Source organism: archaeon (genome assembly GCA_016432545.1).
Lineage (GTDB): Archaea > Thermoproteota > Nitrososphaeria > Nitrososphaerales > Gagatemarchaeaceae > UBA183.
Genome location: CP066694.1, coordinates 435774 through 448681, shown reverse-complemented (window position 1 = coordinate 448681; position 12908 = coordinate 435774). Strand labels below are relative to the sequence as shown.

The 12908-nt window shown below is 61.8% G+C and carries 14 protein-coding genes; 4 read left to right on the top strand and 10 right to left on the bottom strand.

Annotated elements, in window-relative coordinates:
- Positions 1-53 precede the first annotated feature (53 nt).
- A complete protein-coding gene (locus tag HY247_02475; GenBank protein ID QQG49196.1) occupies positions 54-1046 on the bottom strand; it encodes a phosphate uptake regulator PhoU in 993 nt (330 codons plus the stop codon).
- 49 nt (positions 1047-1095) lie between these two features.
- Positions 1096-1410, bottom strand: a complete 315-nt coding sequence (locus HY247_02470; GenBank protein QQG49195.1) for a DUF59 domain-containing protein — start codon at positions 1408-1410, stop codon at positions 1096-1098.
- 105 nt (positions 1411-1515) lie between these two features.
- Between HY247_02470 and HY247_02465 the strand changes: the two genes are divergently transcribed.
- Entirely contained in the window at positions 1516-1788 is a 273-nt protein-coding gene (locus tag HY247_02465) for an acylphosphatase (GenBank protein ID QQG49194.1), read from the top strand.
- A 45-nt stretch (positions 1789-1833) separates the two neighbouring features.
- Positions 1834-2844, top strand: coding sequence for an isocitrate/isopropylmalate dehydrogenase family protein (locus tag HY247_02460; GenBank protein QQG49193.1), 1011 nt, complete (start codon positions 1834-1836; stop codon positions 2842-2844).
- Here HY247_02460 and HY247_02455 read toward each other — a convergent pair.
- Entirely contained in the window at positions 2831-3559 is a 729-nt protein-coding gene (locus HY247_02455; protein ID QQG49192.1) for a hypothetical protein, read from the bottom strand. The genes HY247_02460 and HY247_02455 overlap by 14 nt on opposite strands.
- Positions 3560-3666: 107 nt before the next feature.
- Between HY247_02455 and HY247_02450 the strand changes: the two genes are divergently transcribed.
- A complete protein-coding gene (locus HY247_02450; protein QQG49191.1) occupies positions 3667-4197 on the top strand; it encodes a hypothetical protein in 531 nt (176 codons plus the stop codon).
- Here HY247_02450 and HY247_02445 read toward each other — a convergent pair whose 3' ends face one another.
- Genes HY247_02445 through HY247_02415 form a run of 7 tightly spaced genes read right to left on the bottom strand, consistent with a single transcriptional unit; the run spans position 4198 to position 11972 of the window.
- Positions 4198-5157: a carbohydrate kinase family protein gene (locus tag HY247_02445; protein QQG49190.1), complete on the bottom strand. Its 960-nt coding sequence runs from the start codon at positions 5155-5157 to the stop codon at positions 4198-4200.
- Position 5158: 1 nt separating this feature from the next.
- A complete protein-coding gene (locus HY247_02440; GenBank protein ID QQG49189.1) occupies positions 5159-5665 on the bottom strand; it encodes a hypothetical protein in 507 nt (168 codons plus the stop codon).
- Positions 5666-5714: 49 nt separating this feature from the next.
- Positions 5715-7046, bottom strand: coding sequence for a TldD/PmbA family protein (locus HY247_02435; protein QQG49188.1), 1332 nt, complete (start codon positions 7044-7046; stop codon positions 5715-5717).
- An 8-nt stretch (positions 7047-7054) separates the two neighbouring features.
- Positions 7055-8494 (bottom strand): TldD/PmbA family protein, encoded by a 1440-nt coding sequence (locus tag HY247_02430; protein QQG49187.1) that lies wholly within the window; start codon positions 8492-8494, stop codon positions 7055-7057.
- 2 nt (positions 8495-8496) lie between these two features.
- Positions 8497-8733, bottom strand: coding sequence for a hypothetical protein (locus tag HY247_02425; GenBank protein ID QQG49186.1), 237 nt, complete (start codon positions 8731-8733; stop codon positions 8497-8499).
- Between the two features lie 42 nt (positions 8734-8775).
- Complete coding sequence (locus tag HY247_02420; GenBank protein QQG49185.1) at positions 8776-10566, bottom strand: M3 family oligoendopeptidase; 1791 nt, start codon at positions 10564-10566, stop codon at positions 8776-8778.
- Between the two features lie 35 nt (positions 10567-10601).
- Positions 10602-11972, bottom strand: a complete 1371-nt coding sequence (locus HY247_02415; GenBank protein QQG49184.1) for an MBL fold metallo-hydrolase — start codon at positions 11970-11972, stop codon at positions 10602-10604.
- Between the two features lie 230 nt (positions 11973-12202).
- Between HY247_02415 and HY247_02410 the strand changes: the two genes are divergently transcribed.
- Complete coding sequence (locus HY247_02410) at positions 12203-12850, top strand: HAD family hydrolase (protein QQG49183.1); 648 nt, start codon at positions 12203-12205, stop codon at positions 12848-12850.
- The last annotated feature ends 58 nt before the right edge of the window (positions 12851-12908 follow it).

The following is a 12908-nucleotide window of genomic DNA, read 5'->3' as shown; positions in this document are numbered from 1 at the left end:
TTCTATAATTAAGCGTTGCTGGCAGGAATCGCCTTCTTCATCGGGCACCGAACCTACTGCGCTGTGGCGTGTGTGATAACTGCCAGGTCGGAGACGTCCACCAGAAGTTTGCTGACCCTGTCCAGCGAGCCCAGGATCTCCGCGACTCCGCTCCCTTCTCCGCCCTGCCTTGAGGAGGCCTCCGCTATCAGCGCGTTCACTTCTCCAGCAAGGCTCTGAACCTTCAGGTTCGGCGATCCGAGCCTCCCGGCGCGCCTCGAGATGAAAGCCTTGGTGGCCAGCTCGTTCATCTCAATCAATCGAGAGACGCACGAACCATATGCCCTGGAGGCCTGCTTCGAAGTGGGGGACGCGTTGAGCCTCTTGGAGAGCTCCGTAACCGCGTCGCCCACGCTCTCGAGGAAGCTGGCGACCACCCTGTAGTCAAGCACGTCGACGGGCGTCAGGCCGTAGCTCTCTGCTACCCCCGGTCTGATTATCGCGTCCCTCGTCGCCCTCACCAGGAGGAAGTACAATCTGTCGACCTCGTCGTCCCTCTCTCCGACGATCGCCAGTAGCTTCCTGTCCCCCTTTGCGAGGCCCTCCAGCGTGTCCCTGAGCATCCCCTCGAGGAGGCCCGACATCCTCCTCACGATCCTCTCGGGCACGATCGCCGAGGACTCCAGGAGGAACTGAACGGTCATCCTCTTCGAGTCCTCGTCCATGATCTCCAATCCCACGAGCCTCCCCATCGTGGCTTTGATCCCCGCCCTGTCTTCTCTCGAGATCACGTTCCGCCCCTGGATCCTTATCACGTCGTAACCCAACAGGTATGCTCCAGTGAGGTCGTTCCTCACCTGGGCGAGGTCTTCTCCGGGGTACTCGATCACGACCTCCTTTGGCTTCTCCTGGACATCTTCGATGGGTCTCAGGAGCAGCTTCCTGCCCGAGAGCTCTTCCACCGAGACCGTGGCGCCCTTCGTGATCCCGTTCTTCTTCGCCCACGCCTTTGGAATCGAGACGAGATACGTCCCTCCCCCCATCTCCAGCACCTTGCGGGCGTTCACACTCTATAGAAGTCCGAGTTCTCTATATGCTTTGACTGATCTTCAGGGGCTACTGTGGGACTGGAGCAGGCTTGTTGACCTGCTTGTTGACCGCATCGGCGAGGTAGTGCCCCCTGAGGGTGACCTTCGCGTCCTTCACACCATTCACTGCGAGGAGCCCTTTCTTTATGTCGCTGGCGATCTTCAAGGCGAAGACGGGAGGACAGTATTGGGCTGTCAGGTGAAACTCGAGGTCCACGTGCCCGCCGTCCACCTGCACCTTGTCGATGAGTTTCAGATCCGTGATGGGCCTTCCGAGCTCCGGGTCGATGATCTTAGACATCTCAGCCTCGATGGCAGTCGCTTCCACCTTGACTTCGGACATGCCCCTTCGAGCCCGCTCTCCATATTTATCGGTTGACCTACGCCTCCACGTGGCCCGGCCCCCCGTCAGCTTGAAACACGCGCCTCGTCCCGGCCGGTGGCCTGGATGAAGGTGGCAAAGATGCTGATCATCGACGGCCTTGTGCACGGCGTCCTCTTCAGGGCCTCGATGGCCCGCCTCGCCTCCCAGCACGGGGTGAGGGGATGGGTCAAGAACCTGGCCGACGGTTCCGTACAGGCGCACCTGGAGGGGGAACCATACGACGTGGCTCTTCTGGTGGAGTGGGCGAGGAGGGGGCCCCCGCGCGCACGGGTCGACTCGGTCATAGTGCGGGAGGCGGCTGTGCGGAGGCATCACGATTTCAAGATTGAAGGCTAGCTCCATCGAAGCGTTTAAGCCCGTCCTGAGCCCCGCGGCCTCCGCTTGAAGAAGGTCGCAGTGATCAAGGGGGACGGGACCGGCCCCGAGCTGGTCGGAGCGACCCTTGAAGTCCTGAAAGCTGCGGGGACATCCGCGGAATTTCTTACCTGCGAAGCCGGGTCTGAATGGTGGGAAAAGAGCAAGGGCCCGACCTTCGTCCCAGACGCCTCATGGAAGGTCCTCGAGTCGGCTGACTGCTGCCTCAAGGGCCCGACCACGACTCTCCCGATTCCAGGCACGCCTCGGAGCGTCGCTGTCAGCATCCGCCAGCGTTTCAATCTCTATGCGAACGTCAGACCGGTCAAGACCTTCCCCGGACAGAAAGGGCCCCTCGGCGACGTAGACTTCGTGCTTGTCAGGGAGGCGACCGAAGGCCTGTATGCCGGGATAGAGCACAAGCTCTCGGACGACGTCTCGATTGCCATCAGGCTGATCACGAAAGACAAGTCCACGAAGGTCGCCAAGTTCGCATTCGAGGAGGCTGACAGGAGGGGGTGGAAGAAGGTCTTTGCCATCTCGAAAGCCAACATCCTGAAGGTCACCGACACCATGTTCCTTGACTCCGTCAGGGGCGTAGCCAAGGCCCACAAAGGGGTCGAGCTCGAGGACCTCTTCATCGACAACTTCGCTCAGCAGCTGGTGAAGAATCCCCAGAGGTTCAATCGGTCCGTCATCGTCGGGACCAACCTGTTCATGGACATCATGTCAGAAGAGGCCTCGGGGCTCGTCGGGAGCATCGGCGTCGTCTACTCTGGGAACTTCGGTGACGGCTACGCCATGTTCGAGCCCGCGCACGGCAGCACTCCCAAGTACGCAGGCAAGGACAAGGTGAATCCTACGGCCACGATCCTCTCGGGCGCGTGGATGCTGGACTACCTCGGAGAGAAGAGGGCAGCGAAGGCCATCTTTGGCGCGACCCATGCGGTGATGAAGGAGGGGACCCATCTCACCTACGACCTCGGCGGCAAATCGGGCACCAGAGAGATGGCCAGGGCGATCATCAGGAAACTCTAGGATCCGCCGGGGCCTTCCTGGACAGGGCCTTCAACACGGGGTACGCCACCAGCAGCGACAAGGCGGCGAAGACCGACCTCTCGGGAGGATAGAGCCAGAAGACGATCGAAGTCCTCGCAGCCCAGGCATCAGGGCTCAACAGAGAGTAGACCTGAACCTGTAGGGTCTGGCCGACCAGAGTGCCGACAAGTTGCCCGCAGAGCTCCGAAGACAACGCGACCGCGCCTATGAAGAACGGGCTCAGCCTCGACAGCGCACCCCTCTTCTCGAGGAGGAGGGCGAAGCCCAGCAGCACGAAGCCGACTGAGTGGAACCAAACGAACGGGAACCCAGCGACAAGCAGCACCGAGACGGGGTCGAGGACGTAGACGGCAAGGGCCGCGACGGGCACAACCACCGCGGCGACCCTCCTTCCTGAGAACGCAAGCCCAGCGGTAAGGGCAATGGCCACGTCCGCGGCCAGTATGGGAATCCCGAACGCGTCGAGGACAATCCTCCCCAGCGCGACGTCGATGAAGTCGCCGACGACGGCCGCGAGCCCTCCGACGGCCGGCCCGAAGACCATCCCTCCAATCGGGGCCACGACCTTGCTCGCCGACAGGAACCCGGCGCCTACTACCAGCTTGGAGAGCGGGACAAGGCCGAGTACCGCGTAGACCGCCGCGAAAGATGAGGCGGCCGCGACGAGCGCAGTCCTACGCTTCGGCCTCAGCAAGGGACACGGGCGGCCCGCCCTGGAGTCTTAACACTTTCACCCACGCCTCCCATCATGGGCCCTCTCGCTGCTAATCTTTTTAGTGCGCAGCTCAGGACCGCGCAACCATGGCTTCCGGGGACGTGGAACTGAAGAAAGCCGCCGAACTGAAGCTCTGGCTCGAGGAGAGGATAGCAGAGCACGAGGAGGAGATCGGGAGGCTCAGGGAGACGCTTGGGTATGTCGACGCTACACTGAGGGCATCCACTTTCCGCCCTGCCATCGAGATGATGGCAGAGCCGAGGGAGGCACCTGAAGTCCGAGAGATCAAGCGCGACAAGGGCGGAGAGGTCATCGCGACTGCTGCGGTGACTCCCGACAGCGTCTCTGTAGAGCCGGTCGGCGGCGTCGGCCTGAAGGCGGCCACCCCGCCGTTCAAGTCATTCCTCGTCACCAAGATCCTGCAGGGAATGAAGACGAAGGACGAGGAGCTCGTCAGGGCGGGGAAGCTCTCGAAGGGCCTCGAGCTGCGCTTCGACGTGGAGGAGAAGAACGGACTCGTGGGACGCCTTACCGTCGAGAACTATAGGGACAAGGCCAGGCTCAGCGAGATCCTGAGCACGGTGTCCTGGACCTTCTCGCGCATGCTCGAGAAGTAGTCACCGAGCCTTCCTCACCTCGGACTCGGTCGGAGGAAGGCCCTCCTTCGATGCCAGGTACAGCCGCGCCGCCCTGTTGGCGAACCTCAGTCTCGCCTCGTCCGCTTCATCTCTTAGCCTGCAGAAGATCGTGCCTGCGTCCCAGACATCGCCCGCGCCGGTGAGGCGAAGAGGGTTCGCTCGGGGAGTCTTCGCCTCGAAGACCTTGCTCCCGCTGCTTGTGTAGGAGGCATCCTCGCAGTGCAGGTCGAACGACACGCCCAACCACCTCGCGAGGCCGCTGCAGAGCTCCCTCCGCGAAGCACTCCCAATACCCAGTGTCCCTGCAGCAAAGACTGCCTCCTGCTCGTTCATGCTCACCCAGTCTGCCGTCCCCCCGCGCCTGATAGAATCGAAGAGCTCGCGAACGTCTCCACCCCTGTCCCGGAAGTCCGCTGGGTCGACAAAGATCCGCGCATCGGGCCCCAGCCTCTTTCTCAGCCCTCTGAGGAGCTGGGTCCCCTTGCTGTTCGCGGCCCAGTTGACGGAGCAGACCACCTTCGCCGACTTCAAGCCCTTCCAGTCTTCCGGCCCAAGGATCTCGGGCCCGAACTCGCCCGCGAGGCCGGGGTCGGAGAGCATCACGTTCGTCCTCCCCTCCAGCGCCACCGTCAGGCCCGGCTCACCGTCCTTGATCCTCAACTCGGCGTCGAGGCCCTCGAATGCAGCCTCGAGCATGCCCACGTGGGGCGGATCGCAGTGGGTGATCAGCAGAGTCTTCAGTCCCAGGCGTGCGAGCGCATGTGCGAGGTTGACGGCGTTCCCGCCCCTGACCTCCGCCTGCTTGACCCCATGTATCCCTCCGCCCCCCTCCCTGGACTTTGCGCCGATGGCTCCCGTAAGGTCTCCAAGGTCGGACGTGAACACGAGCCTGTCGACATAGAAGTCGTGCATGACCGCGACGTCGTGGGCTCGCGCCATTCTACTTCAGGATCTTGATGCTCTTTACCGCCTTCAAGGAGCTGACCTCTTCGATGGTCTCCCCCGAAAGCTGGCCCTCGACGACCAGCGTCATCTTGGCGTCCTGGACCATGTCCGGGTCATCAGCAAGGGCCTGCCTGACGACCATCCCATGCCTGGCGAGGATCGCTGCCACCCCGGCCATCACGCCCGGAGACCTGGGGTCAGCCTCGACCACCAGCGCCGTGTATCCCAGCTGAGACACGAGGTCGACCAGGCTGGTGCCGAGGGGCCTCGTCCTTGAGAAGATTGAGTAAAGGTACCTGTTCTTGCAGATCTGGTCCACCGTCTGCTTGACGACCCTCCTGTCGACTCCCACCGCTCTCGCGACCGAGGAGTAGTCCAGCTCGACGTCGCCCACGTAGATCTTCAGCTCCTCAGTGACCCTCATCCCGCACTCTATCATCTTCCTTACTACGTCGGGCCTGACGACCTGTCTTGCGAACTGCTTCCGGATGTTGGGCCACACGTTGGCCGCTCCGCGCCCAGCGGCTTTTGAGGCTTTGGTGAGCCAGGCCCTATTCGTAGGCCCTTGTGACCTTGACGCCGTCGACCAGCATCCACGGACACAGCGTGGGCGTGTCCACCTCCCACCACTCGATCCACTCCCTGGACTTTGAAAGCAGCCTGACCGAGGAGAAGAAACGAAGCAGGTCCCCCCCGGCGCGCATCCCCTTCAGCGACTTCACGACCTTCCCGTTCTCCACCAAGTATGCGCCGTCCCTGGGAACCGTCGAGAACTCGCCCGTCCGATAATTCTTGAACCTGGTGTACCAGTTGCTCGTCAGAATTATCCCCCTCTTCATCTCCTTGAGCATCTCGTCGTAGTTGGAGTCCCCCTGGCCGACCTCGATGTTCCATGGGTGCGGCGTCACAAGGCCCGCGCTCCCCGTCGTCTTCGTCTTCCACTTCTTCGCGGTGGTGAGGTTGTGGAAGTAACCTTTCAGTGTCCCTCTCTCGATCACCTTGGTCGTACCGGTTGGGCTTCCTTCGTCGTCAAAGACTCGCCCGCCGAGGCCTCCCTGAGTGATCCCATGGTCGGTCAGGCTGAACGCCCGTGAAGCGACCTTCTTACCCAGCTTCTCGGCGAGGTAGGAGGTCCCAGCATCCACTGCGAAGGCCGATGCGGCACCTGCGACCGTCTCTACGATGTTCGAGGCGACGGTGGGGCTGAGGAGCACTTCGTAGGTTCCCGCCTCAGGCTCGGACGACTCGACCATCTTCTTCGCGTCGTGGCCCGCCCTCCTCCCGGCCTCGGCCGGCTGGAAGCCTGCCAGCGACGAAGAGCAGGAGAGCCCGTGCCCGCTGGCGTCCTTCTGGGCGAAGGAGCGGATGTTCAGAGTGATGGCGGTCCTCGAGTCGGTCCCCCTGGCCCCTGCCGATGTGAGGATCGAGTAGGTCACCACACCCGCGTCGATGACGCCTGCAGACCTCTTGCCGCCGGCCTCGTGCGAAGCCTCGATCGCGCTCTTCGCAAGGCCCGGAAGAGCCTCGCCCATGTCGACCAGCCTCTTGTCATAGCTGACCCTGCTCGCGGAGAACTTGGTCGCCTTCTCGGGCAGGGGGACGTACTCCGACACGGGGAGCCCCTTGAGGGAACCGAACAGGTCCCGGACGAACTTCTTCACGCTCGACGAGTCGAGGTTCGACGTGGAAGCGATCGCCCTGCGCTTGTTCTTCGCGAGGTACACCGTCAGTTCGGCTTCCTCGACCTGGTTGACTACCGTGACGCTGCTGTTGGCGAACCTGATCATCCTGTCGGCGCTCCTTACTCCCAGCGAGACCGCGTCGTCCGCGCCCAGCTTCCCAGCCGTCGAGACCGCCTCTTCGTTGAGGCCCTGAAGGTCCAACTACCTTCTCACCTTGCTCCCAGCTTTATCCCCTGCAGGAGGGTCTCGGGACCGCCCGTCCAGACCGGGGCCCCCTGGGACGGGTCGCCCTTCCCGCAGACCGCGGCCTCGAACTCCATGTGCTTGCTCCTGGCTTTGACGCTTCCCCAGAGCCGGGGCGTCGTTATCTCAAGTACCGGCGCCTTCACGAGACCCTTCGTCTCACCCTTCTCGATCAGATAGGCCTCGAGGGCAACGTACCTCTGGTTGAGCCTCTTGTCGTCGATGTTCCACTCCGTGAAGGTCTTGAAGAATACTCCGTGCTTCACCTCCTTGATCAGTTCCTCCGTCGAATAGTCGCCGGGCTCCACGAAGGTGTTTGACATCCTGATGATGGGCTCCCTGTCGAAGGACACCGACCTGGACGCCCCGTTGCTCCTCAGCCCGAACTGGGTCGCGGTGTTCCTGTTCTGGAGGAACTCGTTGATTATGCCGTCCTTGATCAGCCTCCTCTTCTTCGCCTGGACTCCTTCCTCGTCGACTGGGGTGTACCCGTTGGAGTGAAGCAGAGTCGGGTCGTCGCTTATGTTGGCTTCCGTGCTGCCGATCTTCCTCCCCAGGCTGTCGGCTTTGAGGTACGACTCTCCGGCCTGAGCGCCCTCCCTCCCGAGGACCCTGTCTGCCTCCTGAGGATGCCCGACGGACTCGTGGGCCGCGATGCCCGAGAGCTCCGGACTTAGCACCACGTCCAGGGTGTCCGTAGGAGGCTTGCCCGCGGTCTTGAGGACGCGCCCGAGGGTCCTGGCCTCCTCCTCGATCTTCTCCACCAGATTGACCCTGTCAACGACCTCCAGGCCTCCGGTCTCTCCCTGCTGGATGAACCTCTGGACCGCCGAGCCTCCCTCCATCGCCGTCAGGGAGCCGAAGAAGCCTACCCTCGGGAGCCTCGCCTCGACCTGGGCCCCGTCGCTGTTGATGAAGTACTTCTCTTCGAGCTCTGCAGCAAGGAACAGAAGCCTTCCCGGTATCTTTACCCCAGCCCTCCCATCAGCTATCCGCTTCTCGATCTCTACCAGCACCTTCCTGAGCCATCCCGCGTCTGCGTTCTCGACCTTCTTGCTCTCTGGCGCCGCCCACTTGCGCCTGGAAGCCTTCGAATCGTCGAATGAAATCGGCTTTGCCAAAAGCGACGACGAAGCCTTCGCAAGCCTGACCGCCCTCGCCGCGATGTCAGAGACCGCCTCACGCTTCATGTCGTTCGTGGCCCCGAACCCCAGGGCTCCCCTTGCGATGACCCTGATCCCGATGCCGTACCCTTCGCCGAAGAACGAGGGCTGGGCTTCGCCGTTCTTGAGGACGTACTGCCGCGCCCTCGTGCTCTGAACTCTCGCCTCAGCGTAAGAAGCGCCGGAAGCCCTTGCCTTCGAGACCGCGGCCTCGGCGAGGTCCTTGGCCTCTTCGCGCTTCATGGTCACTCCGGCCTGTCACTCGTTATTTGTGCCTTTGGCGGCTCAACGCTCCCTTGTCTTGCGGCGCCCCCCTCTCTAGACCAGCGTCTGAGGCGCGGCCCCAGGAGCGACAGCACAAGATACGCGAAGACCCAGACCAGGAAGAGCTCGCCTATCGTCACGTACGTCCCACCCGAGGAGAGGAAGTAGTAGAAGACAATCACAATCAGGATGAGAAAACCGAGGCCTCCGTAGAACACGACCGCCTGTCTTCGGTTCGTCTCTGGGGCCCCCTCCTTCGTCTACAGCTTGCGCAGCTCGGAGGTCATCCTCTTGATGACGTCGAAGCCGCCCTGCCAGAAAGCCGCGGAAGCTACGTCCACCCCGACCTCGTCCAGGATCTTCGCCGGGCTCGCCGAGCCTCCGTAGGCTAGGATCTTCCTGTACTTCGGGACGAACTCCTTCCCTTCCTTTGTGTAGGAGTCATAGAGCGCAAGGCTGAGCAGGTTCCCGAAAGCATAGGCATAGCAGTAGAAGGGAGTGCGGAAGATGTGAGGGATGTACGTCCATTCCCACTTGAACTCGTCGGGGACAGCGACTGCGGCGCCGAACTGCTCGGCCAGGATCCTTGAGTAGACTCCACAGAGGTCGGAGACTGTTGCGCCTTCTACCACCTTCGAGTGCGCCTCGTTCTCGAAGACCACGAAGTAAGCCTGCCTCCCAATGGTCGCGTACATCGAAGAGATCTTCTCCAGCAGCACGGCCCTCCTGAGCTCCGGGTCCTTCTCCTCGCGCATGTACTTGTCGAACAGGATCATCTCTCCAAAAACCGAGGCCGTCTCGGCTAGGACCAGCGGCGGCTGGAACGTGAGCACCGAGTGCGAGGAGGCCAGCTGGCTGTGGACCGCATGGCCAGACTCGTGGGCGATGGTGTAGACGTCTCTCGTGGCCCCCGAGTAGTTGAGGAACATGTACGGAACCACGTCCGGCGTTATGCTCGCGCAGTAGGCGCCGTTGGTCTTCCCCTTCCTTGGGCTGGCGTCCACGTGGCCCCTCTCGAACACCTTGATCATCAAGCCGGCGATTCTTGGGTCGAACTCCTTGTAGGCGTCCGAGACCATCTGCACGGCAGTCGCGTACTCGAATTTCCTCTCCTTCTTCGCCAGCGGCGCGTAGATGTGATACCTCGACATCTTAGGCAGTCCAAGCATCTTTCCCTTCAGCCTGAAGAACTCCTGGAAGACTGGGGCGTTGGCCCTGCAGGACTTCAGGAGGGTGGCGACCGCCTCGTCGCTCACGTCGTTCTCTAGGTTCCGGGCTGAGATCGGCGAGGCGTACTTCCTCATTTTGATGTTCTCGTTTCCCCAGTCCCTCACGATCGTCCTGTAGACTTCACCGAGGATTTCGCCCTCCTTCGCATACCTGCCAAGCAGGGCCTGGTACGCGGCCTCCCTCGTCGGGGCGTCAGCAGAGGTGAAGAGGCGCGTTACCTCGTCGACGACCATCTGCCTTGGCTTTCCGGACGCGTCCTTGAGCGCCCTTCCCTTCACCTTCACGGTGAAGGTGAACCCGGAGACGACCTTGTCGTAGTGATGGGTCCATCCCGCGAAGCCAGTCACGTTCTTCAGATTGACCGCCTGCTCCACTTTCTCATCGAGGGTGAACGGCTTCAGGTCGCGCCAAAGCCCGAGGAAGTGCCGGTAGTCTGGGTCCGACGGAAGGAGCTTCGCAACGTCTTGACCCTTCAGGCCCGTCCACCAGAGTCTGAAGAAGATGGCCCTGTTGTCCACCTCCGCCTTGATTTCTTCTGCGGTGTCCAGGGCAGCCTTCGCCTTCTGGTCGCCCGTGTCCGTCGAATAGCGCATGTAGGCATGTGACCCGAGCCTTGCGACGTCCTCGTACATGCTCTCATAGAGCTTCAAGGCATCCGCTACCTCGCCCGGACCGAAGTTCGCGAGGTTCTTCCTCATCCCCTCGAACGTACCGGCCTTTGCCCTCAGCCCGGCGACAGTCCGCTCGAAGCCTCCGGACTCGGCTCCTGGAAGGGCGTCGTCTAGGTCCCAGTTTCCTGGCTCCAGTTTCAGCCTCTGCAACGGCCTCACCGCCGAGTCCAGCTCATAATAAGCTGTCACCGGTCTGACAGAGAGAGCGGGACCCCCTTTGCCGGGGGCCTCAACGTCCAGGCTTCCTTCCCCTTGAATGTGGCAAACAGGTCAGGTCGCTCAGTGTGGATGGGTATCACGACCTTCGCCCCCACCTTCGCCACCGCGTCCTCCACCCCTCGCATCGGCGCATGCCCAGACGCGTGAAGCTGCCGGTAGTCGAACCCCAGGTGGTCTATCCAGTTGCGTATCACCCCTTCCTCGCGCTCTCCCTCCTCGTTGAACGCCTCCGTGGCGGCATGGATGTAGACCCCGCCCGGCCTGGGCTTGATGTCCACGAGCTCCGGGAAGTTCCAGGCCTCTAGGTGGAGGAAGACGCTCCCCTGCTTCTCGCTCACTTCTGTCGCCGTGATGCCATGGTCGAGGAACCTGCGTTCCCAGGGCCGATAGTCGGAGTCTTCGAAGGTCCCCGACCTCTTCCTCTTCACGTAGACCCGAACCTCATCGCCAACCCTCGGGACCTTGAGCTTCTTGTCGGCAGCCAGCTTCTCAAGGAGGACCGCAGTCTTCATGGAGACTACAAGGGTCCTCCCCGTCTTCTTCGCCGCTGCGTCAAATGTGTTGATCCTGTCGACATCGTTCCCCCTGAAGGTGGAGAAAGCTAGGTTCTGAGTCCCGGCCACAATTGATGTAGCTTCCTGGAGGACTTCCTCCTCGCTCGAGTCCGACTTTCCGTCTCCCTCTCTGACCCTGGTCCCTTCGGTGAGAAGGACGTCCGGCTTGGCTTGCTGCGCCGCGTCGAGGAAGTCCTGAGTCATCCTGCCCGCAGGTCCATGAAACCTGAAGTCCCCCGTGTAGGCCATAGTCCCCTCGCTGTGGTGTATCACAAATCCGTAGGCCCCCGGTATCGAATGGTCCACGTGGACGGGGACGAACTCGAACGCGCCGACCTTGAAACTGTCTCCCGTCCTGAATTTCCTGAGCTCCCGCCCGTCGAGCGGCGACCCGGAGGCCTCGCTGTAGGCATCATGGATGAGAGCTGTCGTCTCCCCGCAGTAGACTGGGATCTTGGGGTCGATGTACGAAATCCGCCCCATGTGGTCGCTGTGGTAGTGGCTGAGGACGACTCCGTCGACTTCGGGGTCGGTGTATCGCATCTTTGTGTTCTGAAGCGATTCCTCGGAGTAGAGGCCTTCGATCTGCGGCAGGAGCCCGAACTCGAAGAGGTCCCCCGCCCCATTCACCCCTCTGGGGGCGATGAACGAATCAAAGTAGTCGGCTCCCTCGACGAACCCTGTCCCAAAGTCGAGCAGTACCTTGGACCCAGAATCTTCAAGCAGGAACTTGTTGCCCCCAATCTCGCCGACCCCCCCGAAGCAAGTGAGGCGGGGACCCATCTGGCCCTAGGAACCTTCCAAGTTACTTAATCCTTTAACGGGTCCGGCCTTCGCGGTCTCTCAACAACGGATAAATACAAATGTGGACCAAGAATTCGCGTTGTTCCTGCCGTCGTTGGTCCTTCAGGCCGGCTCCGACCTCATCTCAGCATTCGCCATCCTGGCCATAGCCATAGGGCTCGCTGGCTTGGCCATCCTCCTCCTCTTCTCAAAGAAGAAGATCTAGAACGATGCTGGCCGCGGTGATCTTTGACGTAGACGGCACCCTCGTCCGGTACAAGTTCGACGTCTTCGGAGCGAGGACGGCCATGGTCCGCGCCCTAGAAGACCGCAGCTACGACGTGACCGGGCTTGGCCCCGAAACCCCCATCCAGAAGATACTGGACGCGGCCAAGAGCCAGTCGGGGGAGTCATACTCTTCCCTTAGGCCGGAACTCTATTCCATTCTCGACGCTGTCGAAGAGGGGAACGCAAGCAGCGCGACCGTCTTCCCAGGTACGCACGAGACCCTGGACGCGCTCTCGGCCAAGGGAGTGAGGCTGGGCATCGTCACCAACAGCGGGAAGAAAGCAGCTAGGAGAATCCTTGAGAGGAACGGCCTGGTCTCGAAATTCGAACTCGTGCTCACGAGAGACGACGTTTTCCAAATGAAGCCTCACCCGGAGGGGCTGCTCAGGGCGGTCGCGGGCCTTGCCTCCACTCCTCTCTCCGCGTGTTATGTCGGAGACAGCGTGCAGGACGTCACCGCGGCTCGAGAAGCAGGCCTGCGCATCGTCTCTGTCGCGACCGGGTCGTACACCGAGGTTGCCCTGAGGTCAGCAGGGGCTCCCATGGTCGTCTCCAGCCTCCCTGAGATTCTTGGGGTCCTGGAGGTCTGACCGCCCAGCATCCGGCAGAATCCATAAAGCCGGGACCCTTCACACCCGGGTTGTTTTC